The organism is Collimonas silvisoli (assembly GCF_018305005.1).
Classification (GTDB): domain Bacteria; phylum Pseudomonadota; class Gammaproteobacteria; order Burkholderiales; family Burkholderiaceae_D; genus Collimonas; species Collimonas silvisoli.
This window is the reverse complement of record NZ_JAGQEG010000011.1, coordinates 49,722-74,934: the sequence shown is the minus strand read 5'-3', so window position 1 is coordinate 74,934 and position 25,213 is coordinate 49,722. Positions and strand designations below refer to the sequence as shown.

At 58.6% G+C, this 25,213-nt stretch carries 24 protein-coding genes; 6 read left to right on the top strand and 18 right to left on the bottom strand.

The window, feature by feature from the left end; genetic code table 11:
- The 4 genes from KHU33_RS04570 to KHU33_RS04555 all read right to left on the bottom strand — a co-directional run.
- On the bottom strand, nucleotides 1–452 hold a 452-nt coding region (locus KHU33_RS04570), incomplete at its 3' end, for a bifunctional transcriptional activator/DNA repair enzyme AdaA (RefSeq protein ID WP_211461323.1).
- Nucleotides 453–700: 248 nt separating this feature from the next.
- A complete protein-coding gene (locus tag KHU33_RS04565; protein ID WP_211461322.1) occupies nucleotides 701–1,060 on the bottom strand; it encodes a hypothetical protein in 360 nt (119 codons plus the stop codon).
- Nucleotides 1,061–1,164: 104 nt separating this feature from the next.
- Nucleotides 1,165–2,034, bottom strand: a complete 870-nt coding sequence (locus KHU33_RS04560; RefSeq protein WP_211461321.1) for a class I SAM-dependent methyltransferase — start codon at nucleotides 2,032–2,034, stop codon at nucleotides 1,165–1,167.
- 102 nt (nucleotides 2,035–2,136) lie between these two features.
- Entirely contained in the window at nucleotides 2,137–2,766 is a 630-nt protein-coding gene (locus KHU33_RS04555) for a response regulator transcription factor (protein ID WP_211461320.1), read from the bottom strand.
- 242 nt (nucleotides 2,767–3,008) lie between these two features.
- On the opposite strand from KHU33_RS04555, the gene KHU33_RS04550 reads away from it, so the two are divergent.
- A complete protein-coding gene (locus KHU33_RS04550; protein ID WP_211461319.1) occupies nucleotides 3,009–3,713 on the top strand; it encodes a response regulator in 705 nt (234 codons plus the stop codon).
- Nucleotides 3,714–3,719: 6 nt separating this feature from the next.
- Here KHU33_RS04550 and KHU33_RS04545 read toward each other — a convergent pair whose 3' ends face one another.
- Nucleotides 3,720–4,061, bottom strand: coding sequence for an L-rhamnose mutarotase (locus KHU33_RS04545; protein WP_211461318.1), 342 nt, complete (start codon nucleotides 4,059–4,061; stop codon nucleotides 3,720–3,722).
- 56 nt (nucleotides 4,062–4,117) lie between these two features.
- Nucleotides 4,118–4,882 (bottom strand): SDR family oxidoreductase, encoded by a 765-nt coding sequence (locus KHU33_RS04540; protein ID WP_211461317.1) that lies wholly within the window; start codon nucleotides 4,880–4,882, stop codon nucleotides 4,118–4,120.
- Nucleotides 4,883–5,101: 219 nt separating this feature from the next.
- On the opposite strand from KHU33_RS04540, the gene KHU33_RS04535 reads away from it, so the two are divergent.
- On the top strand, nucleotides 5,102–5,896 hold the full coding sequence (locus KHU33_RS04535; RefSeq protein ID WP_211461316.1) for a FadR/GntR family transcriptional regulator: 795 nt from the start codon (nucleotides 5,102–5,104) through the stop codon (nucleotides 5,894–5,896).
- Nucleotides 5,897–5,905: 9 nt separating this feature from the next.
- Here the strand turns inward: KHU33_RS04535 and KHU33_RS04530 are convergent, their stop codons facing one another.
- The 4 genes from KHU33_RS04530 to KHU33_RS04515 form a co-directional block, all read right to left on the bottom strand.
- Nucleotides 5,906–7,948 carry a primosomal protein N' gene (locus KHU33_RS04530; protein ID WP_211461315.1) on the bottom strand — a complete coding sequence of 681 codons (2,043 nt, stop codon included), beginning with the start codon at nucleotides 7,946–7,948 and terminating at the stop codon, nucleotides 5,906–5,908.
- A 29-nt stretch (nucleotides 7,949–7,977) separates the two neighbouring features.
- A complete protein-coding gene (locus KHU33_RS04525; protein WP_211461314.1) occupies nucleotides 7,978–8,292 on the bottom strand; it encodes a hypothetical protein in 315 nt (104 codons plus the stop codon).
- A gap of 486 nt (nucleotides 8,293–8,778) precedes the next feature.
- Nucleotides 8,779–9,858 (bottom strand): uroporphyrinogen decarboxylase, encoded by a 1,080-nt coding sequence (gene hemE, locus KHU33_RS04520; RefSeq protein WP_211461313.1) that lies wholly within the window; start codon nucleotides 9,856–9,858, stop codon nucleotides 8,779–8,781.
- A gap of 85 nt (nucleotides 9,859–9,943) precedes the next feature.
- Complete coding sequence (locus KHU33_RS04515) at nucleotides 9,944–10,858, bottom strand: LysR family transcriptional regulator (RefSeq protein ID WP_211461312.1); 915 nt, start codon at nucleotides 10,856–10,858, stop codon at nucleotides 9,944–9,946.
- A 163-nt stretch (nucleotides 10,859–11,021) separates the two neighbouring features.
- Here KHU33_RS04515 and speB point away from each other — a divergent pair, with 163 nt between their 5' ends.
- On the top strand, nucleotides 11,022–11,975 hold the full coding sequence (gene speB / locus KHU33_RS04510; protein WP_211461311.1) for an agmatinase: 954 nt from the start codon (nucleotides 11,022–11,024) through the stop codon (nucleotides 11,973–11,975).
- 60 nt (nucleotides 11,976–12,035) lie between these two features.
- Here speB and KHU33_RS04505 read toward each other — a convergent pair whose 3' ends face one another.
- Nucleotides 12,036–12,890: a helix-turn-helix domain-containing protein gene (locus KHU33_RS04505; RefSeq protein ID WP_211461310.1), complete on the bottom strand. Its 855-nt coding sequence runs from the start codon at nucleotides 12,888–12,890 to the stop codon at nucleotides 12,036–12,038.
- Nucleotides 12,891–13,021: 131 nt separating this feature from the next.
- Between KHU33_RS04505 and KHU33_RS04500 the strand changes: the two genes are divergently transcribed.
- Nucleotides 13,022–14,008: a phytanoyl-CoA dioxygenase family protein gene (locus KHU33_RS04500; RefSeq protein WP_211461309.1), complete on the top strand. Its 987-nt coding sequence runs from the start codon at nucleotides 13,022–13,024 to the stop codon at nucleotides 14,006–14,008.
- Here KHU33_RS04500 and KHU33_RS04495 read toward each other — a convergent pair.
- From KHU33_RS04495 to gabT, 7 genes are all read right to left on the bottom strand, one after another.
- Complete coding sequence (locus KHU33_RS04495; RefSeq protein ID WP_211461327.1) at nucleotides 13,998–15,167, bottom strand: MFS transporter; 1,170 nt, start codon at nucleotides 15,165–15,167, stop codon at nucleotides 13,998–14,000. The two genes, KHU33_RS04500 and KHU33_RS04495, sit on opposite strands and share 11 nt — an antisense overlap.
- 267 nt (nucleotides 15,168–15,434) lie before the next feature.
- Entirely contained in the window at nucleotides 15,435–16,889 is a 1,455-nt protein-coding gene (gene gabD / locus KHU33_RS04490) for an NADP-dependent succinate-semialdehyde dehydrogenase (RefSeq protein ID WP_211461308.1), read from the bottom strand.
- A gap of 79 nt (nucleotides 16,890–16,968) precedes the next feature.
- Nucleotides 16,969–17,802 carry an ABC transporter permease gene (locus tag KHU33_RS04485; RefSeq protein WP_211461307.1) on the bottom strand — a complete coding sequence of 278 codons (834 nt, stop codon included), beginning with the start codon at nucleotides 17,800–17,802 and terminating at the stop codon, nucleotides 16,969–16,971.
- A 4-nt stretch (nucleotides 17,803–17,806) separates the two neighbouring features.
- Nucleotides 17,807–19,099 (bottom strand): ABC transporter permease, encoded by a 1,293-nt coding sequence (locus tag KHU33_RS04480; RefSeq protein WP_211461306.1) that lies wholly within the window; start codon nucleotides 19,097–19,099, stop codon nucleotides 17,807–17,809.
- Nucleotides 19,100–19,199: 100 nt separating this feature from the next.
- Nucleotides 19,200–20,240, bottom strand: coding sequence for an ABC transporter substrate-binding protein (locus KHU33_RS04475; protein WP_211461305.1), 1,041 nt, complete (start codon nucleotides 20,238–20,240; stop codon nucleotides 19,200–19,202).
- Nucleotides 20,241–20,289: 49 nt separating this feature from the next.
- The gene (locus tag KHU33_RS04470) at nucleotides 20,290–21,405 is read right to left on the bottom strand and encodes an ABC transporter ATP-binding protein (RefSeq protein WP_230414050.1); all 1,116 of its coding nucleotides are present in this window, start codon (nucleotides 21,403–21,405) and stop codon (nucleotides 20,290–20,292) included.
- A 29-nt stretch (nucleotides 21,406–21,434) separates the two neighbouring features.
- On the bottom strand, nucleotides 21,435–22,787 hold the full coding sequence (gene gabT / locus KHU33_RS04465; protein WP_268907106.1) for a 4-aminobutyrate--2-oxoglutarate transaminase: 1,353 nt from the start codon (nucleotides 22,785–22,787) through the stop codon (nucleotides 21,435–21,437).
- A 107-nt stretch (nucleotides 22,788–22,894) separates the two neighbouring features.
- Between gabT and pdxR the strand changes: the two genes are divergently transcribed.
- Together pdxR and KHU33_RS04455 are read left to right on the top strand one after the other, a co-directional pair.
- Nucleotides 22,895–24,418, top strand: coding sequence for a MocR-like pyridoxine biosynthesis transcription factor PdxR (gene pdxR / locus KHU33_RS04460; protein ID WP_211461304.1), 1,524 nt, complete (start codon nucleotides 22,895–22,897; stop codon nucleotides 24,416–24,418).
- A 20-nt stretch (nucleotides 24,419–24,438) separates the two neighbouring features.
- Nucleotides 24,439–25,212, top strand: coding sequence for a transporter substrate-binding domain-containing protein (locus tag KHU33_RS04455; RefSeq protein WP_230414046.1), 774 nt, complete (start codon nucleotides 24,439–24,441; stop codon nucleotides 25,210–25,212).
- Nucleotide 25,213: the final 1 nt, after the last annotated feature.

Below are 25,213 nucleotides of genomic sequence, written 5' to 3'. Positions count from 1 at the left end.
TGGATCAGCTGTTTGGCCAGCAGCACCCGCCGCGTCTGCGCCACAGCAATCGGCGATGCGCCCAGATGCTGTGCAAACAAACGCCGCAGCTGGCGCTCACCCACGCCCAGGCGTTCTGCCAGCACGTCCATTCCGCTTTCATCCAAAGCGCCCATCTCGATCAATGCCATTGCACGCGCCACGGTGTTCGATACGCCTGTGTTCGAAACACTGCGCCAAGCGCCCGAGTCGGGCGCGGCTTCCGGCCGGCAGCGCAGGCAGGGACGAAAGCCCGCCTCCTGCGCGGCGGCGGCGGTTGGGAAGAACAGCACGTTTTCAGATTTGGCGGTACGCGCGGGGCAAATCGGGCGACAGTAGATGCCGGTGGTTTTGACAGCGATGAAAAAGCGTCCGTCAAAGCGTGCGTCGCGGCTGGCCAGTGCCCGGTAGCAGGTGTCGTGATCGAGTTCCATCAGGGCATGATCGCGCCAATGTTTTCCACTGTCTAGCGGTTTTCGGACATTGCCATGACGACCATGAAATCATGATGGAGGAGTCTGAAAAGCGCCAGTTCAAAATCCTGAAGCCATGCAACGTAGTTTTTATGGTTTTGCGGAAGCCGAGGCGCTGTTTGCCGCGCCTTGAAATCCAGTCTCGCAGACATGGCCGGGCGGCTGCGGATGAATGATTTGACCACAGCCCCCCGGCCGCGAACGGCTGTTTATTTGCCGTTCAGCGCTGACCACAGCCGTGGGCCGCCATCGCCATAGCGATCGTCGAAGCGCTGTAACACGGCTTCGCGCACTGAATCTGACAAGCTCGGATATTTGTCGCCCTGCTCTATGGCGGCGTATTCTTCTCCCGCCTTGGCGAGATCGGCCGGAATGTGAAAATTGACGATGAAATCCTGTTGCCATTGTTCCGTGACCTTGGCGATGAGCGCTACGCGCGCGGCGTGATTCAAAACGCTGAACTCATCAACACCGGCGGTAATGCGCTGCACAGTCTCGGTCAATCCTTCCTCGGTCAGCGGGGCCTTGGTGAACTCTTTAACGGCATGTGAGCCACTCGTCTTACTCATGTCACTCTCCTCAGGTTAAGTGGTGCGATGGTGGACGGCCCGCTTGCGGCAGGCAAATGCTGCGGTTATGGTTAGGATTGAGTTCCGCTTTTAAGCTGAATTTATCAGGGCGTAATAAAAAACCGTTGTTGCATTTCTTCCAGCCCCAGGGTGTGTAATACTTCTCGCAGGCGCTCGGTCGGCCGCTTACGGGGCAGATCGCGGTAACTTGCAATGATCAATTCGTTCTTCATGGAGTGTTCCCAGCCTACCAGTTCCGTTACGCTGACTTGATAACCGTGTGCTTCCAGTTGCAAACAGCGCAGCACGTTGGTGACCTGGCTACCGAATTCGCGCGTATGCAGCGGATGGCGCCAGATTTCGGTCAATGCTTCTTTCGCTAGCGATTTACCCTTGTTCTTCTTTAACACTGTGGCCACTTCGGCCTGGCAACATGGCACCAGCACCATGAAACGGGCCTGCTTCTTCAGACCAAACTGAATCGCATCGTCAGTCGCCGTATTACACGCGTGCAAGGCTGTGACGACGTCGATCCGGCCTGGCAATAAAGCCGATTCTATCGATTCCGCCACCGATAAATTGAGGAACGACATGCCGGGAAATTCCAAACGCTGCGCCAGCTCTTGCGATTTCCTGACCAGCTCTTCCCGGGTTTCGATGCCGAAGATATGCGAATTGTCGGTCAGCGTCTTGAAAAACAGGTCGTACAGGATAAATCCCAGATACGATTTGCCGGCGCCGTGATCGACCAGTTGCACTCCGCCCTGTTCGCGCTGGATCTCCTGCAGTAACGGTTCGATGAATTGATATAAATGATATACCTGCTTGAGCTTGCGGCGGCTGTCCTGATTCAATTTTCCGTCGCGCGTCAGGATATGTAACTCTTTGAGCAACTCTATCGATTGACCCGGGCGGATTTCGTGCTTGGACGGCTGTTGACCGAGGGAATTGGATTCTTGCTTGATACCGTTCATGGAACTTGCTTTCTGTCGGCCGGACTGGCCGGCTATTCCATCAAGTATAACGGCTTCGGCGGCAAGCGAGCTTTTAAGCGCCGGCGTCTGGCAAGAAAATCTTCAGACACACTGGTCGATACGTCCCATGGTGCAGGAATACCTGCCCAGCTCGATATCGTTGCGCAGGCCCATTTTTTTCATCGCCGACGCTTTTTGCAAACCCACGGTTTTAACGCTCTTGTTGAGCCGGTCGGCGATTTCCCGCAAACTGTTGCCGACCACATACATCTTCAATACCTCGGCTTCGCGCTTGGTCGGCAACCTGCCGTCAGGACCTTTCTTCAGCAACCGCAACGCCGACTTGCCAATGTATGGCGTCGCTTGCGAACCTTCCTGAATGGCGCGGCCGAGTTCGGCAATTTCGTCACTTTTGTGCAGCAGGCCCTTCACGCCGCAATTGGTGAGCTGGTACAGCACTGCGGGGAGATCGATCATCGTCAGCACAATCAGCTCTAGCGACGGGTAATCCCGCTTTAGCTGGTTGAACAGGGCGCAGCCGCGGCCAATGCGATTGATCGGCAGAGAAAACTCCGTGATCAGCATGTCGCACGGCGTATCTTGCAAACGCTCCGTCAGTTCCGCAGTCGAGGACGCCGTAGCAACCACCGCAAAACCCGGCATCTGCTCGATATATTGCCGTACCCCCGAAATAATGACCGGCTGATCGTCAGCCAGAATGATTTTGACCATGCAATTTTCTCCCGCAACAAGTGAATGATGACCACCTAGGTTTCGACTTATCGTTATTGATTAGGAAGTATCGGATTTACACATTGCTAAATATATAAGTGTATTTCTTAAATGTATAGATTAATTGTCAACTGCACGACAAAGTAACTAAAATCAATTCCGCTGCCAAACGGTGCAGGGGCTTTGTTTTTTCCCCGAGCTACCCCCGATCCTGTCTGATACATTTCGATGAAGGAATCAATGTGGATATTGTTCTAGCGGACGATCACCCCGTGTTTACCGCAGGGGTGCGCAACTATCTCGATCACCTGCCGAATTGCCATGTCGTAGCCAGCGTCGCCAGTTCGGACGCACTGGTCAGATGCCTGGAGTCGACGCACTGCGATCTGGTCATCACCGAATTTTCGATGCCGATGGTACGTGTCAGCGACGGCTTGCATTTGCTGTCTTACATCCGGCGCCACCACCCGCAAACCTGGCTGGTTGTGCTGACCATGAATGCGTTTCCGGTGGTGCTGTACCAGATCGTCAATAGCGGCGTGAACGGCTTGCTGCACAAGAGCGATGAAATGCCTGAAATCGGCAAGAGCATTCGCCATCTCGGCAACAACTCGCCCTTGCCGTATATGGGGCCATCGTTCCGGGCTCTATTGCGCAACGGGATCGACGGCAAGGCCAAAAGCGGAAGTCCCAGCCCGCGTGAAACCGAAGTGCTGCGGCTGTATGCGGCGGGCAACAGTCTGCGCGATATCGCCGAGCGCTTGAACAAAAGCGTGAAAACGGTCAGTTTGCAAAAAGCTTCGGCGATGAGAAAACTCGGCTTGGACAATGACATCGAACTGGGCCGCTACTGTGCCACGGTCAGCGGCGATATCGTGCAGCCGCCGGGATGCGGCGAGTGGTTTCTTTCGAATCCCGAGCGCAGCGATGACAAAATCGTAGTCTGAGCGGCCTCAGGGCTGCTGCTTCAGATCAAAAATCTGCGTCATCGCCGTCCATTTTTCTCCAGCTGGGGTCCACGGCGTGGCGGCCTGGAACTGCCACATCAAGGTCTCCCATTCTTGTACCTTTGGATTGCCGCGTGCGGCGTTGTCCATCCGCTCCGGACTGTAAATCGCGTCATCGGTTTCCATCAGCATCACCAGGCGCGTGCCCAGCCGATAGATCTCCATGCCAAGCACGCCATGCAGACGCAAATGGGCGCTGATCTCGGGCCAGATACGGCGGTGATGTGCTTCATAGCGGCCGATCAGATCGGGATCGTTCTTCAGGTCCAGCGCCAGGCAGTAACGCATATTGTCGAGACTCGGTAACGGAGATGAGCGGTGCGCGATAGCGGCGCCAGAGCAAGTTAATTCGACCAGCCGCCATCGATCACATGGATGGCGCCGGTGGTAAAGGCCGATTCGTCGGAAGCCAGATACAGCGCCAACGCGGCGATTTCCTCAGTCTTGCCGATCCGCCCCATGGGCTGGCGAGCGACAAAAGCGGCTTCGATTTGCGCGATATCCACGCCTTGCTGGCGCGCCTGTTCGGCAATCCGCTGCCGCAGCGACGGCGATTCGACCGTGCCGGGGCAAATTGCGTTGCAGCGTATGCCTTGGGCGACGAAGTCGGCAGCCACTGCCTTGGTCAAGCCGATCACCGCCGCCTTGGTGGTGCCATACACGAAGCGATTGGGCACACCCTTTACGCTGGACGCGGCTGACGCCATATTGATGATGGAACCGCCACCCTTGACCAGCATGCCCGGCAACAGGGCGCGAATCAGACGATACATGGAGGAAACATTGAGGTTCCAGGAAAAATCCCAGTCCTGTTCGCTGCAATCGAGGATGCTGCCGTGGTGCACAAACCCGGCGCAGTTGAACAGCACATCGAAACCCTGCTCCGCTTGCGCCAGCGCCGTCACTGCGGCGGCGTCGGTGACATCGAGCTGCACGGTCCGGATCGGATGGCCGGCGGCGCTTGCGGCACTAGCCGTTTCCGCCAAAGAATCGCGGTTGATGTCAGCCGCCAGCACCTGTGCTCCCTCGCGCGCAAACAGCAAGACGCTGGCACGGCCGATGCCCTGGCCCGCAGCAGTAACCAGAATGCGCTTTCCTTGTAGTCTCATGCGGTTGTCTCCGATGTCCTAGGCTTGCCTGGATTAATGTTTTATACTGAAAAGGTTCATTGGCTGGACCAATACTAGCACACCAGAAATTCCAAGAGCAACCAGCTTGGCAAGCCGCTTTAGCTATTTATTGGCAACAAGGCAGGCGCCGATGCCATCCGGTTCGGATGGCTGCCACCGTGCCGTGGCACAATATGAAAAATCTCATTCCTTGCTGCCATGCCCATACAAGTTATACACAACCGCCGCCTGTATCAACAAATTGCCGATCAATTGCGTGACATGATCGATCGCGGCGAATACGGAGCCGGCGACAATCTGCCTCCTGAGCGCGAATTGGCCAAGCAATTCGGCGTCAGCCGTACTTCGGTGCGGGAAGCCTTGATTGCGCTGGAAGTGATTGGCATTGTCAGCGTGCGCGTCGGCAACGGCGTGATGGTGTTGCCGCGTACGGCAGACGCGGCTCCGAACGCCAGCGGCAACCAACCGTCGGCCCTGCAGCAAGCGGCGCATCGCAGCGGCTGGGAAATCGATCCGGAGCTCGATCTGGAAATCAAGCTTGAACTGGATGACGAAATCCCGCCCTTCAAGCTGCTGCAGGCCAGGCGCCTGGTGGAGCCGGAGGCAGCCGCCCTGGCTGCGGTGAACGCTAGCGATGAGCAACTGCGCAGCATCGCCGAAGCTTATGCGCGCAATGTCGAAGACAACCGCAGCGGCTCGCACACCCATCCGGGCGACCGCCTGTTTCATATCCGTATCGCCGAGGCCAGCGGCAACCCGGCCTATCTGCTGCTGGTCAGCCATTTGCTGGGACGCAAATACGGCATGATGTTCCAGCGCCTGCAAACGCTGTATAGCTCGAAGGACATGCCGAATCGTTCAGAACATGAACATCAGCTGATCCTGGAGGCGCTGCAAGCGCGCGATGCGGTGGCGGCGCGGCGGGCGATGCGGGCGCACATGGATTCTGTGGTGCGGATCTTTTCCCGCTCGGTGCCGGAGCAGCGGCACTAAAAGCAAGTGTCAGATATCGACCGGGTCCACTTCCAAAGACCATTTGGCACGCGTCTTCAGCTGCCGCAGCTGGGCCATCCAGTCCGTCAGGAAAGCCTGCAAACCGGGGCGCGACGGGCATTCGATCAATAATTGCGCGCGATCGACATTGGCAACCCGGGTCATGGTCATCGGGATCGGATCGTGGATAGTGATGCCGGCGTGCTCGATGCAATTGGCTGCCTGTTGCAAGAACGCGATCGCAGTCTCCAGCTCTTTCGCCTCCGCCCTGAGCAACGCTTGATAGATGTAGGGCGGCAAGCAAGCCTGCGCACGCTCCTCCAGCAAGGAAGTGGCGAAACGATCGTAATCGTGGGCGATCACTGCCGCATACAGCGGATGCTGCGGATAACGCGTCTGGATCAGCACCTCGCTGGCGCTTCCGCCCTCTTTTTGCGCGGCGCGGCCGGCACGCCCCGCTACCTGCATCAATTGCGCAAACAGGCGCTCGCTGGCGCGGTAGTCGTGGGAAAACAAGGCTGTATCAGGATTCAGGATGCCGACCAGCGTCAGCTTTTTGAAATCGTGCCCTTTGGCGACCATCTGGGTGCCGATCAGGATATCCACATCGCCGTTGTGCACGCTATCGAACGCTGCTTGCGCACTACCCTTGCGACGGGTCGAATCGGCATCGATGCGCAACACCCGCGCCTCGGGAAACATCGCTTGCAAGCCCTCTTCCAAACGTTGCGTGCCGCGTCCCAGCGGTTGCAGATCGACGTTGCCGCAAGTCGGGCAGGATTTCGGAATCCTCAGCTCCAGGCTGCAATGATGGCAACGCAGGCGATGTTCGGGTTTGTGCAACACCATGAAGGAGGTGCAGCGAGTGCAGTTGCTGACCCAGCCGCAAGCGTCGCAAGCAATCACCGGCGCATAACCGCGCCGGTTCAGAAACAGCAACGATTGCTCACCGCGTTCCAGCCTTTGCTTGAGGGCGCTGACCAAGGTCGAGGTCAGTCCTTCGCTGGGTTTGTCGCGCTCCATGTCGATGCGGCGCACCAGCGGCAGCACCGCGTCCTTGACCGCCCGCTCGCGCAGTTCGAGTCTCTTGTAGCGTCCGGATTGCGCGTGATGCCAGGTCTCCAGCGACGGCGTGGCCGAACCCAGCACAATCGGAATCCCCAGTTGATGAGCACGCCATACAGCCAGATCGCGCGCAGAATAACGCAGGCCTTCTTGCTGCTTGTAGGATGGGTCGTGCTCCTCGTCGATGACGATCAGCTTCAGATGCGGCAAGGACGCCAGCACCGCCAGCCGGGTGCCGAGGATAATCCGTGCCCGTCCCAAATGCGCGGCCAGCCAGTGGCGCATACGCTCGCCTTCCGCCAGGCCGCTATGCAAGGTCGCCACCGTCACGCCTGGAAAGCGGGCGCGGATGTTTCCCTCCAGCTGCGGCGTCAGATTGATTTCCGGCACCAGAATCAGAATTTGCGATGGGTTATCCGCGCCATTTTCGCTGTGCGCCAGGATTTGCGCCGCCGCCTGCAGATAGACCTCGGTCTTGCCGCTGCCGGTGACGCCGTACAGCAGCGTCGGCGCAAAACCTGTAGCGCCGGCAATCGCGTCGGCTGCCTGCTGTTGCGCCGGATTCAGTTGCGCCACATCGATCGGCGTAGCGTCGTGCGCAGCGCCGGTTTGCTGCAATTTCTTCAGGCCGCGATCCAATGCCACGGTAGTCAGCGCGCGCAGGTTTTTCGGCAAGCCAGGCAGCGCCACCTCACCCATCGGCCGCTGATAGTAGTCGGCGGCAAAACGGCACAAGGCCAGCCATTGCGCCGACAGCGGCGGCAACTGATAGCGCACCGCTTGTACATTTTTCAATTTCTCAGCGGGCACGTCGCTCTCGGTGCTGATGCCGACAATCAAACCGACCACTTCGCGCCGACCGAAAGAAAGTTGCACCAGCTGCCCGATTTGCGGCATGGCTTCGCCCTCGTGGCCGGCCTGCCAGCGATAGTCGAAACTGCTATCCAAGGGGGTGTCGAGGACGATTTGGAGGATGCTTTGTTTCACGAACTTAATGTAATTCCCTAGGAAATAGGCTAACTATCGGTTTCGTAAGTGCTTTTAAAACTATCCACAAGATCTGTGGATAACTTTGTGGACAAGGTGGCGTAAACGACCTGAAAGCAACTGTTTACGGGACATTTAAGCCTTTTGCTTAAACCAGCATCAATAAAAATATCATTTACAATCAAAGACTTAAATTGCACATTCAGTACAGGAAAAGAATTTCTTGCTCCTAGAAAATATCCTTGCAGAAACGCGATTATGTGCATAACTAAATTCGGATTGCCCCAAAACAAAGCATTGAAAAGTAGTAAGCGAGTAACAATCAGCTCTACATTCAAATCCATGAACATGCACCACTATGTCACTTTCTTTTTTCAATTCAGCAAGTTTCGCACCGGAAAAATTAGCCTGGTGTCAACTACCGAAAATTGGGGACAAATCCTGATTCCTGAGAATCTACTTAATGTAAAACATGAGGAACTGTCCTAAGCATCGGTTTCATAAGCGCTTTTCAAATTATCCACAATGTCTGTGGATAACTTTGTGGGTAACCTGCTCTTGACAGGCTGCAGACTCATATTTGATGCGGGTTTCAATAAACTGCCTAAACTAAAAGCAGAAAATAAACCGTTTTAAATCAATTACTTACAAAACACCATCAAGTGAAAAATAATAAATATAGATATAAATAATTGCCGTAGTGCAGCAGATTTATTTTGTGCATAACTAGTGCATGGGCAATCCGGATTGCTTACGAATGTGTTATGAGCGGCGCTATGTAACAGCCCCCTTTCGCCAGGCAGCAGCTATCAAGCAGCAGCGGCAAGTCTCTATCCGCGCAATTTACGGCTGATTTCATGGACCGCTTCAACCATCACGGCAACCGATTCCGGCGGCGTGAATTGCGAAATGCCGTGACCCAAATTGAACACATGGCCGCTGCCGGCCTGTGGTGCGCCATAGGCGTTCAGCAAACGCCCGACTTCACTGCGGATTTGTTCTGGATTGGCAAACAGCACAGCGGGATCGAGATTACCCTGCAAGGCGACGCGCTGGCCGATGCGCGCGCGCGCATCGGCCAGATTGACGGTCCAGTCGAGGCCGACGGCGTCGGCGCCGATGTCGGCAATCTGTTCCAGCCACAAACCGCCGCCCTTGGTGAATACAATCGCCGGAATCGGCACGCCGTCTTTCTCGCGCTTGAGCTGGGAAACCACCTGGCGCATATAGCCCAGCGAAAATTCCTGGTAAGCACCGTCCGCCAGCGCCCCTCCCCATGAATCGAAAATCATCACGGCTTGGGCGCCGGCGTCGATCTGTGCATTCAGATAAGCCGCCACCGCTGCGGCGTTGGTGCTGAGCACGTGGTGCATCAGGTCCGGGCGGTTGTACAGCATGGTCTTGACGGTGTGAAATTCACGCGAACCTTCGCCTTCCACCATGTAGCAAGCCAAGGTCCATGGGCTGCCGGCAAAACCGATCAGCGGCACACGGCCGTTCAGCTCAGTGCGAATTTGCGTGACTGCCTTGAAAACGTAATCCAGCTTGCCCAGATCTGGGCTTTGCAGCGCCATCACGTCTTTTTCATCACGTAGCGGGCGATAGAACTTGGGGCCTTCGCCGTCGGCGAAATACAGGCCCAGTCCCATGGCGTCAGGCACCGTGAGGATGTCGGAAAACAGAATCGCGGCATCCAGCGGAAAACGGTCAAGCGGCTGCAGCGTGACTTCGGTGGCGTAATCAGGATTGGTCGCCAGGCCCATGAAAGATCCGGCGCGGCTGCGAGTCTTCCGATATTCCGGCAGATAGCGGCCGGCCTGACGCATCAGCCACAGCGGCGTGTACTCGGTCGGCTGACGCAGCAGCGCACGCAGGAAAGTATCGTTCTTGAGGGGGGCGAATTGTGACATGGTAGGCAATCTGAATGCAGGTGATAACACCGCATTATCTCATCCAAACCGAGGGCCGCGGCATCGCTTCATCGTATGGTTGATATTACGCGTCGTCGCGATGCACTGCGGTCAGATCATCCAGAAACGCTTGCAGAACCTCACCCCGGCTGGATTGGCGGCGGATCACCATGTGCAATGCGACCTCATAAGAGAGCAGCGTCGGATTGAGGGCCGCCAGCAATCCTTGCTGCACCAACGGCGCGGCAAAATGCTGCGGCAGGAATCCAAGATGCTGTCCCGACAGGATCAGGACCGCGACTGCCTCCATGTTGTCGGCCAGCGCCGTCACCCGTGCCGGTGCAAACACCCCGCCGGCGCCGGCGGCTTCTGGCAACGGATAGCTGCGCCAGACCCAGTCGTGCTGCGCCAACGCTGCGGCCGTCAATTTTCCGGCCTGGTTAAACAGGGGATGAGCGGCGGCGCAATAAGCCACCTGATGTTCCGTGTACAAGGGCAGATATTCCAGATTCGGCAAGCGGTGCCAGAAATAACCGATGCCAAGATCGAGACGGCCATTGATCACCTCCTCTTCCAGTTGGCCCGGAGCCAGCACCGCCAGCGACAGCGTGACTGCCTCGTCCCGCGCCCGAAAGCGGGCGATGGCCTGGCTCAGGCGCGCATTGGCGCTCATCGCGGCATGGCCGATCAAGCCCAGATGCAATTGCCCGACCAGCTTGCGGCCGATCTGGCGCGCATCCAGGCAAAAAAGGGCGATATTCTCCAGCAACTGGCGGCTGGCCTGGGCAAACTGCGCACCGTGCGGGGTCAGCCGGAATCCGGCCCGGCCACGCTCGCACAAACGAAACCCGAGCCGCGTCTCCAGCGTCGCCAGTTGCGTGCTGATGGTGGACTGGCTGACATTCAGGGCCGTCTGCGCAGCGGAAATGCCGCCGGCGTCCAGCACCGACAGGAAGACACGGATCAGACGCAGATCAAGATCGGATAACTGCTGCAGCATATTGAATCGGATATCGGATAAAGGCGAAGGAAGTATCGAATCGATAATACATCTATTTATATCAATGTAAGCGTTGCATTGCACGCATTTTTCCCGATGTGATTTGCCGCTAGAGTGGCTGCTGCCTGGAAAACATAAGCCCTTCCCTCTACTGGAGACGACCATGTCGGAAATCCCACTCTATCAACCGCTAGGCGGCAACGACATGCCGCGTTTCGGCGGCATCGCCACCATGATGCGCTTGCCGCACGTGAACAGCAGCGCCGAGCTGGACGCCTGTTTCGTCGGCGTCCCGTTCGATCTCGGCACCTCGAACCGTTCCGGCACGCGCTTCGGGCCGCGCCAGATCCGTACCGAATCGGTGCTGCTGCGCCCTTACAACATGGCGACCCGCGCCGCGCCTTTCGATGCGCTGCGGATTGCCGACCTCGGCGACGTCGCCATCAATCCTTACAATCTGCTGGATTCGATCAAGCTGATTGAAAGCGCCTACGACAACATCGTCGCCTCCGGTTGCCGCCCGATTTCGCTAGGCGGCGATCACACCATCGCCCTGCCCATCCTGCGCGCGCTGCATCGCAAATACGGCAAGATCGGCCTGATCCATGTCGACGCCCATGCCGATGTCAACGACACCATGTTCGGCGAAAAAATTGCCCACGGCACCCCATTCCGGCGGGCGGTGGAAGAAGGCTTGCTGGATTGCCAGCGCGTGGTGCAGATCGGCTTGCGCGGCACCGGCTACACCGCCGAAGATTTCGACTGGTGCCGCGACCAGGGTTTCAAGGTGGTGCAGGTAGAAGACTGCTGGAACAAATCGCTGGCGCCGCTGATGGCGGAAGTACGCGCCCGCGTGGCCGGCGGCCCGGTCTACCTGAGCTTCGACATCGACGGCATCGATCCAGCCTATGCGCCCGGCACCGGCACCCCGGAAATCGCCGGCCTGACCGTGCCGCAGGCGCTGGAAATCATCCGCGGCGCCTGGGGCCTGGATCTGGTCGGCGCCGATCTGGTCGAAGTGTCGCCGCCTTACGATCCGGTCGGCACTACCGCCTTGCTGGGCGCCAACCTGGCGTATGAGATGCTGTGCGCGCTGCCCGGTGTGCCGCGGCGTTAAACCATGGCGCCGGATCAGCTGCAGCTTAAGTGAGCGCTGACACTCGGATTTAGATAGATGTTATCTATATCTCTGCTTGAACTCGCGCGGGCTGACACCCTTGGCCGCACGGAACTGCCGGTTGAAATGGGCCAGGTTGCGATAGCCCGATTCCTGCGCGATCACACCGATCGCCTTGTCGGTCTGGATCAGTTGCTGGCAGGCGCTGCCGATCCGCAGCTGGGCCAGATAAGCAGTCACCGTCAACTGCGTGTGGCGTTTGAAAAAGCGATGGAAGGCGCCCACCGACAGTGCAGCGCGCTCAGCCAGCAACTCCACCGGCAGCGCCATCTGGAAATGGGCGTGCATATAGTCCAGCACCCGCCCCATGCGCTGGCGTTGCATATCCACCGCGATCGCAGTGGAAGCCACCGAGGCCAGCGGCTGCGCCAGTTCGTCCTGCGCCAGCAACAGCAGCAGCTCCAGCAATAGAGGCAGGCGCTGCGTCGGCGTCAGGTTCTCCATGCGCAGCATCAAGGGCCTGACACGGGCGGCTGTTTCAGCGGAGAACTGCAATCCCCTGTCGGCCCGCTTGCCCAGTTGCAGCAGGACGGCGAGTTCAGGCAAGCTGGTTTGCAACTGGATCAGCCAATCGCGCGAAAACCAGACCACCACCGCCAGCATCTGCCGTTCGGGCGCTAGGCGTTCGCTGGCCGACCAGGTATGCGGCAGGTTCGGCCCCAGCAATATCAGATCGCCGTCCGAAAAATCCGCCAGATGGTCGCCTACATAACGCTGACCGCGCGCGTTCAGGGTCAGCGTCAGCTCGAACTCCGGATGGTAATGCCAGAGAAACGGCAGCTCGGGCAACTCGCGCCACAGCAGTTGCCAGGATTGGCCGGGAGACAGGGTGAGGTGCTCGTAATGCGGTCGCATTCTGACCTTCTGATGGTTAATTACATCAGAATAGTATCAATAGGTAGCAGTTGGGGCGAAATCGAAGGGCTTCCGTCGGCAGAGAATTGAGTTGCAATCCCTGCCGATACAACCAACCCGGAGACAATGATATGAACCAGCCTTATGCCGCCGCCAAGCAGCGCCTTAGCAATCCATCCGTGCTTTACCCCGATCAGGAGCAATTGCGCGACCTGCAAAAAACCCTGCCGCTGCGGGTATTGTCAGCCGCCGATTTCCATCACTGGCAAACCTATGGTTACGTCGTCGTCAAGCAGGCAATCAGCGCGGCACAGGTGCAACGCACCGCAGATTTCCTGTGGGAATTCCAGGAACTCGATCGCAACGCACCCGAAACCTGGAACCGCGCGCAACTGCGCGAGCACGAAATGAAGGAGTTGAACGGTTCCGGCATGGTCGAGGCCTATCATCACCAGACCTTTTGGGACAACCGCCAGACGCCGCGCATCGTCGATGCCTTTGTCGACATCTGGGATCGCGAGGATCTGTGGGTGACCATAGACCGTGCCAACCTGAATACGCCGAACCAGGGCGCGAGACGTTTCGGCGGCTTTATCCATTGGGACGCCGACACCACATTGGAGCCGCTGCCGGTGAATGTCCAGGGCGTGCTGGCGCTGTCCGATACGACGCCGGAAAGTGGCGGCTTCCAATGCATCCCCGAGCTATTCGAACACTTCGCCGAGTGGCGCAAGAACGCTCCCTTGGATCGCAATCCCTGGCGTCCCGACCTGGAATCATTGCCATGGCTACCGCGCTTCATCCCGATGCAAGCTGGCGATCTGCTGATCTTCAACAGTTTGCTGGCGCACGGCATCAAGCCCAATACCTCGGCCGATCAAGTCCGGCTGGCGCAGTACATCGCCTTTACGCCCGCACGTGAGGAAGAGGCCGAGCTGCGCGATTGGCGGGTGGAGAGCTGGCGGCAGCGGACGCCGCCGGATAGCTATGCCTTCCCCGGCGATCCGCGCGAATGGGAAAAGACCCGCTACCCGATGGCCCGGTTAAGCGAGTTAGGCGAGAGAATTCTGGGAAAGAAACGCTGGCAAAAACGGCCTGGCGACACCATTACTCGCTAGGCGTCAACGCCAGGCCGCTATTGCGTTCAATAGCCGCCGACCACAAGGTCAAACCTAGCGCCGCCACCACCACCACCATGCCGACATAAGGCAAGGTGGTCAGCTGAAACCCGGCGCTGATCGCCATGCCGCCAAACCAGGCGCCGCCCGCATTGCCGAGATTAAAGGCGCCCTGGTTCAGGGTCGAAGCCAGGTTCGGTGCCGCGCTGGCGCGCTCCACCACCAGCATTTGCAGCGGCGGCACAATCGCAAAAGCCAGCACACCCCAGATGAAAATCGTGATGACTGCCGGCAGCGGCGTGCGCATGGTCAGGGTAAACACCGTCAAGATGATCGCCAGCGCCACCAGGAAACCGATCAGCGACGGCAGCAGACGCCAGTCGGCCAGTTTGCCGCCCAGCGCGCTGCCAACCGTCAGGCCCAGGCCGAATACCAGCAGCACCAGCGTCACCGCATGCGGCGTCAGCCCGGTGACGTCTTCCAGGATCGGCGTGATGTAGGTGAATACAGAAAACAGGCTGGCCGAAGCCAGCGCACTGATCGCCAGCACCATCAGCACCTGCTTATCCTTGAGCACGCCAAACTCTTGCAACAAGCTGGTCTTTTGCATCTCGATTTTCTTCGGCAGCCACAGCGCCAGCGCTATCGCCGCCAGCACACCGATCACGGTCACTGCCCAGAATGTCGAGCGCCAGCCCAGCTGTTGTCCCAATGCAGTGCCGAACGGCACGCCCAGTACATTGGCCAGGGTCAGGCCGGCAAACATCAGGGCGATCGCCTGCGCCCGCCGGTGTGGCGCTACCAGGCCGGCAGCCACTACCGAGCCGATGCCGAAAAACGCGCCATGGCAAAACGCCGTCACCACCCGCGCCAGCATCAGCACGGTGTAATTCGGCGACAAGGCGCACAAGACATTGCCAATGATGAACAAGCCGATCAGGCTCAGCAGCGCCGTCCGGCGCGGCATGTTGGCAGTCGCGATGGCCACGATCGGCGCGCCGATCGTCACGCCCAGCGCATAACCGGTCACCAGCATCCCTGCCGCCGGGATCGTCACCCCCAGATCGCGTGCCACATCGGGCAGCAAGCCCATGATGACGAACTCCGTCGTACCGATGCCGAAAGCGGCAACAGCAAGGGCTAGCAGGGGCAAAGACAGCATGATGATCATCCGGAAATGAAAAACCGCCGGTTAGTTTAAGCAACAGCGTTAAACAGCGTGGCGGTCAGAGGCGCGCACCGGGGGATATGGTGCGAAGCAACATTATATCAACGGCGATTTATTTGTGTTAGCGCTAACAGATTTCGAGAGAAAAATGTGGCTGGCAGTGGGAAAAGTGTTGGATTTTAGCGAAACGCCGTGCCTTCCAGGCACGGCCGAATGCGGATGGGTGTTACATGAATTTGAACCGGGTCGCCGGAAACATCAAATCCCGCCCATGCACAGGTATTTGATCACTTGATAATCCTCAATTCCATACTTCGATCCTTCGCGCCCCAGGCCGGATTGCTTGACGCCGCCGAACGGCGCCACTTCATTCGAAATGATGCCGGTGTTGATGCCGACCATGCCGCTTTCCAAACCTTCGGCAACACGCCAGATACGGCCGATATCGCGCGAGTAGAAATAACTGGCAAGACCGAATTCAGTGTCGTTGGCCAGCGCCAATACTTCATCGTCGGTCTTGAAACGGAACAGGGGCGCCATCGGACCAAAGGTCTCTTCGCGCGCCACCATCATGTCGGAGGTCACGTCGGCCAGTACGGTCGGTTCGAAGAAACTCTGGCCGAGCGCATGGCGTTTGCCGCCGGCCAGGACGCGCGCACCTTTTGCGACTGCATCGGCGATGTGCTGTTCGACTTTGGCGACCGCCTTCTGGTCGATCAACGGGCCTTGCGTTACGCCCTCTTGCTGGCCGTCGCCGACCTTCAGCTTGGCCACCGCGGCCACCAGTTTTTCGGCGAAAGCATCGTAAATGCCATCCTGCACATACAGGCGGTTGGCGCAGACGCAGGTTTGCCCGGCGTTGCGATATTTGGAAGCCATCGCGCCTTCCACGGCGGCATCCAGATCGGCGTCGTCGAACACGATAAACGGCGCGTTGCCGCCCAGTTCCAACGACAACTTCTTGACGGTGGCGGCGCATTGCTCCATCAGCAAACGGCCGACGCCGGTGGAGCCGGTAAAGGTCAGCTTGCGCACGATCGGATTGCTGGTCATTTCCGCGCCGATTTCACGTGCAGCACCGGTCACTACGCTGAACACGCCGGCCGGGACGCCGGCGCGCTCGGCCAATACCGCCAGGGCCAGGGCCGAGAACGGCGTCGATTCGGCCGGCTTGAGCACCATGGTGCAGCCTGCGGCCAGCGCCGGGCCGGCCTTGCGGGTGATCATCGCCGCCGGGAAATTCCACGGCGTGATCGCTGCGCAAACTCCGATCGGCTCTTTCACCACCACGATGCGCGAACTCGGCGACGGCGATGGAATGGTATCGCCGCCGGCGCGCTTGCCCTCTTCCGCAAACCATTCGATGAACGAGGCGGCGTAGGCGATTTCACCCTTGGCTTCAGCCAGCGGCTTGCCTTGTTCGACCGTCATGATCAGCGCCAGATCGTCGAGATTGGCCAGCATCAGGTCATTCCATTTGCGCAGGATGATGCTGCGTTCCTTGGCGGTCTTGCGCCGCCACTGGCGCCAGGCGTCGTTGGCGGCGGCAATCGCGCGTTTGGTCTCGGCGGCGCCCATCAGCGGCACGCTGCCTATGGTTTCGCCGGTCGCCGGATTGGTCACGGCGTGGGTGCCGCCCTTATCGGCGTTGCACCATTCGCCATTGACATAGGCTTGCTGACGGAACAATGAGGGATCTTTTAATTGCATCATGGGGATAACTCCTATGAACGTTGAAGGCACGCATATCAGCTTGCGACATGCGTGCCGAAAAGTGGTTGCTAGCGAGCGGCTAAAATTTGGCGAGCGCCTTGTTGCGTCCGCGTATCCATTCCAGCACCAGCAGCAGGCAGGTGGAAAACACGATCAGGATGGTGGCCAGCGCGGCAATCGTCGGGCTGATGTTTTCCTTGATGCCGGTAAACATCTGACGCGGCAGAGTGGCTTGTCCGGGGCCGGCGACAAACAAGGTTACCACCACATCGTCGAACGAGGTGGCGAAGGCAAATAAGGCGCCGGAAATCAAACCCGGTGCAATCACCGGCAGGGTAATCCGGAAAAAAGTGGAGAGCGGATTGGCGCCCAGGCTGAGACTGGCGCGCACCAGGTTCTGGTTGAAGCCTTGCAACGTCGCCAGCACCGTCGTCACCACGAACGGCGCACCCAGCGCCGCATGCGCCAGGATCAGGCCGGTATAACTATCGGACAGACCGATCTGCGCGAAGAACAAATAAACGCCGACGCCGACCACCACCACCGGCACCACCATCGGCGAGATCAGCACCGCCATCAGCAAACCTTTGCCGCGGAAATCCGCCTTGTTTAAGCCTACCGCGGCCAGCGTGCCAAGAATGGTCGCCAACACTGTCGCCAAAGGCGCGACGATGAAACTGTTTTTGGCGGCGCTGACCCATTCTGCCGAATGCACCAGGTTTTGATACCAGCGCAAGGAAAAGCCCCGGATCGGATACACCAGGAAAGTGCTGTCGCTGAACGACAGCGGAATGATGACCAGGATCGGCAGCAGCAGGAACAGCAGCACCAGCAAATTGAAGCCGCGCGAGAAGAAAAACCAGACGCGTTCGGTCAAGGAAACATAGGGAGGGAATTGCGGAAATATTTTCATTTTCTTATCCCATGGCCACGTCGTTTTTGGTGAAGCGGCGATACACGCCGTACAACACCAGCGTCGCGGCAAACAACAACGCGCCGAGCGCACAAGCCATGCCCCAGTTGATGGTGACATTGGTGAAATAGGCGATGTAATAACTGACCATCTGTTCGTTCGGTCCACCCAGCAAGGCTGGCGTGATGTAGTAGCCGACCGCCAGAATAAACACCAGCAAGCCGCCGGCGCCGATGCCTGGATAGGTCTGCGGCACATACACGCGCCAGAAGGCGGCGAACGGATGGCTGCCGAGCGACACCGCAGCGCGCAGATAGGTCGGCGGAATCGCTTTCATCACGCTATACAAAGGCAGGATCATGAACGGCAGCAGGATGTGGGTCATGGCGATATACACGCCGATGCGGTTGAACAGCAGTTCCAGCGGCGCCTGGGTCAGGCCGCCTGCCATCAAGGCCTTGTTGACCAGGCCTTCCGATTGCAGCAATACGATCCAGGCCGCGACCCGCACCAGGATCGAAGTCCAGAATGGAATCAGCACCAGGATCATGAACAGGTTGGCGCGCCGTTCCGACATGGTCGACAACCAGTACGCCAGCGGATAGCCAATAATCAGGCAAGCCAGGGTAGCAACCAGGCCGATCCAGAATGTGCGGCCGAAAATCTTTTGATATACCGATGCGCTGGCGTCGGCTTTTTCGATATGGCCGAAGGCATCCTGCTTCAGATCCAGCGCCGCCAGCAGGTAGTACGGGGAGTACGGCGCGCCGTTCTTGGCAATCACTTGCCAATACGGCAGTTGCCCCCACTGCTCATCGAGATCGATCAGCGCTTGTTTGATCTGCGTGGCCGGCAGCGGCTTGCCGTCTGCATCCAGCAACGGCAAGGCACGCGAGGTTTTCATGATGATCGAACGGGCGCCGGAGATTTCCGAATTGAGGCGGCGCGCCAGCGAACCGGCTGAACTGTCTGCCTTGGCTTGCAGCAAATCGCTTGCCAGCCCGGCATAGGCGGCGTCCGGCGGTGCACTCTTGCGATCCCAGTGACTTAATGCGGCCACCGTATGCGGCAGCGTAGCGGCGATTTCCGGATTTTCCACGGCACGCTTGAGCAGCATGGCGATAGGCACCAGAAAAGTCAGCAACAGGAAAATCGCCAACGGCGCGATCAATGCCAGCGCAGCGGCGCGCTTACGAAATTGCGCCTGGCGCAATTCGCGCTTGAGCTGGGAATTCTGCGGTGATGCAGGCGGCGCCGTCGTGACAGAACCGACGCCGGCAGATGCAATAGAAGTCATGGTGATCCGGGCGTGCTGAATAGTGAGTTACAAAGAACTGCCGCGAGCCATAGCGCAGTGAAATACTGCCTGCGCATGGCCTGCGGCTATACCTGCATTTTTACTTGGCGGCCCAGGCAGTGAAACGCTGCTCCAGTTCTTCACCATGATCGGTCCAGAACGACAAGCTCAGTTGCAAGGCATCCTTGGCGTTGGTCGGCGAGGTCGGCAGATTAGCCAGCACTTTCGGATCCAGCAGCTTGAGCGCCTGGTTGTTCACCGGACCGTAAGCGATATTGCTGGCGTAAGCCTTTTGCGAATCCGGCTTGCTGGCGAAGGCGATGAATTTCTCGGCGTCGGCCTTGTTCGGCGTGCCCTTTGGAATCACCCAGAAATCGAGCGTGTAGATGCTGCCGATCCAGCTCACTTTCAGGTTCTTGCCTTCCCGTTGCGCAGCATCGATACGGCCGTTGAATGCAGTCGACATCACGACATCGCCAGCCACCAGGAATTGCGGCGGTTGCGCGCCGGCTTCCCACCATTGGATATTCGGCTTCAGTTCATCCAGTTTCTTGAAGGCGCGATCGACGCCGGCTTTGGTGCCGAGCAATTTGTAAACGTCCTTCGGCGCCACGCCATCCGCCATCAGCGCAAATTCCAGCGTGTATTCGGCGCCCTTCTTCATGGCGCGCTTGCCGGGGAATTTCTTGGTGTCCCAGAAATCGGCCCAGGTCTTAGGCGCAACTTTCAGCTTGTCGGCATCGTAGGCCAGCACGGTCGACCAGACAAAAGCGCCGACGCCGCATTCATGGATTGCGGCAGGGCTGAAATCGGCCTTGCTGCCGATCTTGCTGAAGTCTATTTTTTCCAGCAAGCCTTCTTCGCAGGCACGGCCGATATCGCCAGCGTCCACTTCCACTACATCCCAGCTGACTTTCTTGGCTTCAACCATGGCTTTGACCTTGGCCAGCTCGCCATTGAATTCGACTACCGTGATCTTGTCGCCGCTAGTCTTGGCAAAAGGATCGATGTAGGCAACTTTCTGCGCCGCGCCGTTGGCGCCGCCGAAATTAACCACCGTCAAGGCTGCCGCCTGGGCCATGCCGACTGCGGCAAGCGACAATACAACGCTGGTAAGAACAGGTTTGAATATCGACTTCATCACATCTCCTCGGGGATTGAAAAACAATTACAGAAATTGTCAGTTCGCGCTAAATAAATATGCGCAGGTGCTTGGGATCTATGTCCAATGCGACCTGGGTGCCTTCATATAATCCGGCCAGCGCCGGATCATTCAGGGAAAGTTTGACGAAACAATCGTCTTGCTGCGGAATCGCGCAACGTACCCGCACGTGATCGCCGAAATAAATCAGGCTGCTGACGCTGACGCGCAAAGCGTTTTCCGGCGCGTCGGCCAGCGGCAGCAGATGAATCCGTTCCGGCCGGATGCACGCCACTACCTGCTGATTGACGCTAGCCTGGTTGGCGTTGAGCCCGCTCAGCAAGCCGCCATGCGGCAAACGCACTGTGCCGTTGCTGCCCTCGGCTTCTGCCAGCACGCCGTTGAAGCGATTGTTGTCGCCGATAAAACCGGCGACGAATTGATTTTCCGGATATTCGTAAAGACGGTCGACCACCGCCAGCTGCTGGATGATGCCCTGCTCGAATACGGCGACCCGGTCCGACATGGTCAACGCTTCGCTTTGATCGTGGGTGACGTAGACAAACGTTACGCCGAGACGCTTGTGCAAGGCTTTCAATTCGAGTTGCATGTGCTCGCGCAACTGCTTGTCGAGCGCGCCCAGCGGCTCATCCATCAGCACCAGCTTGGGATCGAATACCAGCGCCCGCGCCAGCGCGATCCGTTGTTGCTGGCCGCCGGAGAGCTGGGCCGGATAACGATCGCCGAACTTGCCCATCTGCACCATGTCCAGCGCTTTTTTTACCTTCTCGGCGCGTTCGCTGCCGCTGATATTGCGTACCCGCAGCGGATAAGCCACGTTCTGCGCCACGGTCATGTGCGGGAACAAGGCATAGTTCTGAAACACCATGCCGATGTTACGTTTATGCGGCGGCACTTTGTTGAGCAACTGGCCATCCAGCCGGATTTCGCCGCCGGTCGGGAATTCGAATCCGGCCAGCATCATCAGGCAAGTGGTCTTGCCGGAGCCGGATGGTCCCAGCAAGGTCAGGAACTCGCCGCGCTGGATATCCAGGTTCAGGTTCTTGACGACCAGATTCTCGCCGTCATAGGTTTTCTTAACCCCGGAAAACTGCACCAGGGTATCCGCTGTGCCTGGCTTGCCGGCGACTTCCTTGGAAACCAAAGGCAAGTGGGTGGCGATATTTTCTTGCTTCAACTTATTCTCCCGACAAGTAAGCAATCGGCGGCAACTGTACGCATTGCTGCACTCAGAATGGCCAGCGCCTCATCCATCAAGTTATCCTCTATGGTCAGCGGAAACAAGAAGCGGATCGCATTACTGTAGACCCCGCAGGTCAGCAACAGCAAGCCGTTTTTGAGGGCCTCGGCCTGTACCTTCTTGGTAAACTCGGGGTCCGGCTGGCGCGTGCCGGGTTGCAGGAATTCCACTGCCACCATCGCCCCCAGGCCGCGGATGTCGGCGATCTGCGGGACATCGGCGCGCAGGCCTTCCAGCACTTGTTTAAGCTTGGCGCCGAGCAAATTGGCGCGCTCGACCAGTTTTTCTTCTTCGATCACGTCCAGCACCGCCAGCGCTGAAGCCACCGCCAGCGGATTGCCAGCGTAGGTGCCGCCCAGGCCGCCGGGCGCCGCCGCATCCATGATCTCGGCGCGGCCGCAAACCGCTGACAAAGGCATGCCGCCGGCCAGGCTCTTGGCCATTGTCATCAGGTCCGGAATCACGCCGGAATGTTCCACCGCGAACAACTTGCCGGTACGGGCAAAACCGGTTTGCACTTCATCCACCACCAGCAAGATGCCATGCTCGTCGCACAATGCACGCAGCGCTTGCATGAACGCCGGCGGCGCGGCATAGAAACCGCCCTCGCCTTGCACCGGTTCCAGGATGATGGCGGCCACACGCTTGGGATCGACGTCGGCCTTGAACAAGGTTTGCAACGCGGCCAGCGAGCTTTCCATGCTGACGCCATGCAGCTCGACCGGAAACGGCACGTGATAGACCTCAGCCGGGAACGGCCCGAAACCGACCTTGTACGGCACCACTTTACCGGTCAGCGCCATGCCCATCATGGTCCGGCCGTGGAAGGCGCCGGAAAACGCGATCACTGCGCTGCGGCCGGTGGCGGCACGGGCGATCTTTACGGCGTTTTCTACCGCTTCGGCGCCGGTCGAGAAGAAGGTGGTTTTTTTGGCATGGTCGCCTGGCGTGATGGCGTTGATGCGCTCGGCCAGTTCGACATAGCTTGCGTACGGCACGATCTGATAGGCGGTATGGGTGAATTTACCGAGCTGCTCCTGGATCGCCGCCACCAGTTTCGGATGGCGATGGCCGGTGTTCAAGACAGCGATGCCGGCGGCGAAATCGATGAAGCGGCGGTTTTCCACATCCCAGATTTCAGCGTTGAGTGCGTGCGAAGCGTAGAAATCGCACATAACGCCGACGCCGCGCGGGGTGGCGGCATTTTTCCGTTGATGCAGTGCAGCGTTGGTGTTTGAGTTTGCTCCGGCTGCAGCCGCGGCTGCGTGATATCCGTCGTTTTTCATACTGGCTCCTAGATTCGATATGCATTTTTTGTACTAGCTTTGATGCATACTAAGGCCGGGCTGGATCTATAATATAGTGCCACTTTCAGTTTTCTAATGGAGCCACTTTGCGCATCGCCTCGCTCACCGATTTTCTGCTGATGCGCATAGAGCGTGGCGCCGACGATGCCGGCGCACAAGCACGCAATGGCGCCAAGGCTGCCGGCATGCCGCTCAATCGGCAGATTTACCAGGCCATCCGCGAAGCTATCCTGTCGCAGTTGCTGCCGTCCGCCTGGCAATTGCCGTCGTCGCGCGATCTGGCGCGCGAACTGGGCATTTCGCGCAATACGGTGACCTATGCTTACGAGCAGTTGATCGCCGAAGGTTATCTGGAAACCCGCGCCGGCTCCGGCACCTTCATCGCCGACACCACCCCCGACCAGATTCCCGAAGTGCGCCTGAACACGCCGCCGCTGACCGACCCCAGCGGCCAGTCGGAACTGTCGGCCCACGGCGCGCAACTGATCCAGCAAGCCGGCGTCAGCGATTTGCAGTGGGGTGCATTCATGCCGGGCGTGCCGGACGTGACCTTGTTTCCAAACAAGATCTGGAGCCGCCTGCAAAACAAGCACTGGCGCCGTTCACGCGCCGATCTGCTGACCTACGGCGAGGCCGGCGGCTACCTGCCGCTGCGCGAAGCAGTCGCCGAATATCTGCGCATTGCGCGCTCGGTCAACTGCAACGCCAGCCAGGTGATCATCACCACCGGCATCCACCAATCGCTGGATATCGTCGTCAAATTGCTAGGAGAACATGGCGATAGCGCCTGGGTCGAAGATCCGTGTTACTGGGGCACCCGCAGCGTCCTCAACTCGCTCGGCATCAAGCCGGTGGCGATTCCGGTCGACGCCGAAGGCATGCGTATGCGGCTGGCCAACTTGCGCCAGCCGCCGCGCTTTATCTGCGCCACGCCATCCCATCAGTACCCGCTGGGCATGGTGATGAGCTTGTCGCGGCGGCGCATGCTGCTGGAATATGCGGCGACCCGCAAAGTCTGGATCATCGAAGACGATTACGATAGCGAATTCCGTTACGGCAGCCGGCCGCTGGCGTCTCTGCAAGGCATGGATATCGACGACCGCGTGCTGTACATGGGCACCTTCAGCAAGACCATGTTCCCCAGCCTGCGCATCGGCTTCATGGTGGTGCCGGAATCGCTGGCCACGGCGTTCGCCATCGGCGTGTCCGAGCTGTATCGCGGCAGCCAGGTATTCATGCAGGCGATCATGGCCGATTTCATGACCGAAGGTCATTTTGCTTCGCATATCCGGCGCATGCGGGTGTTGTACGCCGAGCGTTTGCACCTGCTGCAAGCCGCCATCGAGCGCCATTTCGACGATCGCATCACGCTCACCGGCGGCGAGGCCGGCCTGCATCTGGCGCTGGGCTTGCCGCCGCAATGCGACGATCTGGCGATCAGCCGCGCCGCGCGCGCAGTGGGAATTGTGGCGCGGCCGTTGTCGCGCTATTTCATGAATGACGAGACGGCGCGCCAGGGCTTGCTGCTGGGTTACGCCTGCGTGCCGAATGAACAGATTGCGCCGGCTTTCGACAAGCTGGCTGCGATTGTAAAAGCCCACTGGAAATGAATACTGACCAAGGAGATTTCATGAAAAAGCTTATTCTTGCGCTCGCTTTAACGCTCGGCGCAGCAGCCACCTCGGCCTCCGCCCAAGTGGCGCCGTCGCGGCTGGACGAAGTCATCAAATCCGGCAATCTGCGCGTTTGCATGACCGGCGATTACAAGCCGTTTACTTTTTTCAAGAGCGACAATAGTTTCGAAGGCATCGATGTCGATCTGGCCAGGTCGCTGGCCAAGGCGCTTGGCGTCGAAGCGCGCTTCGTCAAAACCAGCTGGACCAACCTGACCAGCGACTTCCTGGAGAAATGCGATATCGCGATGGGCGGCGTGTCGGTGACGCTGGAGCGGCAAAAGAAAGTCTCGTTTTCGGCCGCGCATATGGTGGACGGCAAGGCCGCGATTGCGCGTTGCGCCGATGTCGCAAAATTCCAGTCGCTGGCGGCGATCGACCAGCCGGCTACCCGCGCCATCGTCAATCCCGGCGGCACCAACGAGCGTTTCGCCCGCGCCAACTACAAGCAGGCGCAACTGATTCTGTATCCGGACAATGTCACCATCTTCGACCAGATCGTGCAGGGCAAAGCCGATGTGATGGTGACCGACGCCAGCGAAACGCTATGGCAGGCGAAGCTGCATCCGCAGCTATGCTCGATCCGTCCCGAACAGCCGCTGCAATTCTCGGAAAAAGCCTTCATGCTGCCGCGCGGCGACGTGCCGTTCAAGGAATTCGTCGACACCTGGATGCATCAGTTGAAGGCCAGCGGCGACTATGACCACGTGTTCAATCAGTGGCTGAAATAAA

Coding starts and splice junctions, on each gene's coding strand:
- KHU33_RS04565 (WP_211461322.1), bottom strand. CDS start 1,060: ATGAGTAAGACGAGTGGCTCACATGCCGTTAAAGAGTTCACCAAGGCC.
- KHU33_RS04560 (WP_211461321.1), bottom strand. CDS start 2,034: ATGAACGGTATCAAGCAAGAATCCAATTCCCTCGGTCAACAGCCGTCC.
- KHU33_RS04555 (WP_211461320.1), bottom strand. CDS start 2,766: ATGGTCAAAATCATTCTGGCTGACGATCAGCCGGTCATTATTTCGGGG.
- KHU33_RS04545 (WP_211461318.1), bottom strand. CDS start 4,061: ATGCGTTACTGCCTGGCGCTGGACCTGAAGAACGATCCCGATCTGATC.
- KHU33_RS04540 (WP_211461317.1), bottom strand. CDS start 4,882: ATGAGACTACAAGGAAAGCGCATTCTGGTTACTGCTGCGGGCCAGGGC.
- KHU33_RS04535 (WP_211461316.1), top strand. CDS start 5,102: ATGCCCATACAAGTTATACACAACCGCCGCCTGTATCAACAAATTGCC.
- KHU33_RS04525 (WP_211461314.1), bottom strand. CDS start 8,292: ATGGATTTGAATGTAGAGCTGATTGTTACTCGCTTACTACTTTTCAAT.
- hemE (WP_211461313.1), bottom strand. CDS start 9,858: ATGTCACAATTCGCCCCCCTCAAGAACGATACTTTCCTGCGTGCGCTG.
- KHU33_RS04515 (WP_211461312.1), bottom strand. CDS start 10,858: ATGCTGCAGCAGTTATCCGATCTTGATCTGCGTCTGATCCGTGTCTTC.
- speB (WP_211461311.1), top strand. CDS start 11,022: ATGTCGGAAATCCCACTCTATCAACCGCTAGGCGGCAACGACATGCCG.
- KHU33_RS04505 (WP_211461310.1), bottom strand. CDS start 12,890: ATGCGACCGCATTACGAGCACCTCACCCTGTCTCCCGGCCAATCCTGG.
- KHU33_RS04500 (WP_211461309.1), top strand. CDS start 13,022: ATGAACCAGCCTTATGCCGCCGCCAAGCAGCGCCTTAGCAATCCATCC.
- gabD (WP_211461308.1), bottom strand. CDS start 16,889: ATGATGCAATTAAAAGATCCCTCATTGTTCCGTCAGCAAGCCTATGTC.
- KHU33_RS04485 (WP_211461307.1), bottom strand. CDS start 17,802: ATGAAAATATTTCCGCAATTCCCTCCCTATGTTTCCTTGACCGAACGC.
- KHU33_RS04480 (WP_211461306.1), bottom strand. CDS start 19,099: ATGACTTCTATTGCATCTGCCGGCGTCGGTTCTGTCACGACGGCGCCG.
- KHU33_RS04475 (WP_211461305.1), bottom strand. CDS start 20,240: ATGAAGTCGATATTCAAACCTGTTCTTACCAGCGTTGTATTGTCGCTT.
- gabT (WP_268907106.1), bottom strand. CDS start 22,787: ATGAAAAACGACGGATATCACGCAGCCGCGGCTGCAGCCGGAGCAAAC.
- KHU33_RS04455 (WP_230414046.1), top strand. CDS start 24,439: ATGAAAAAGCTTATTCTTGCGCTCGCTTTAACGCTCGGCGCAGCAGCC.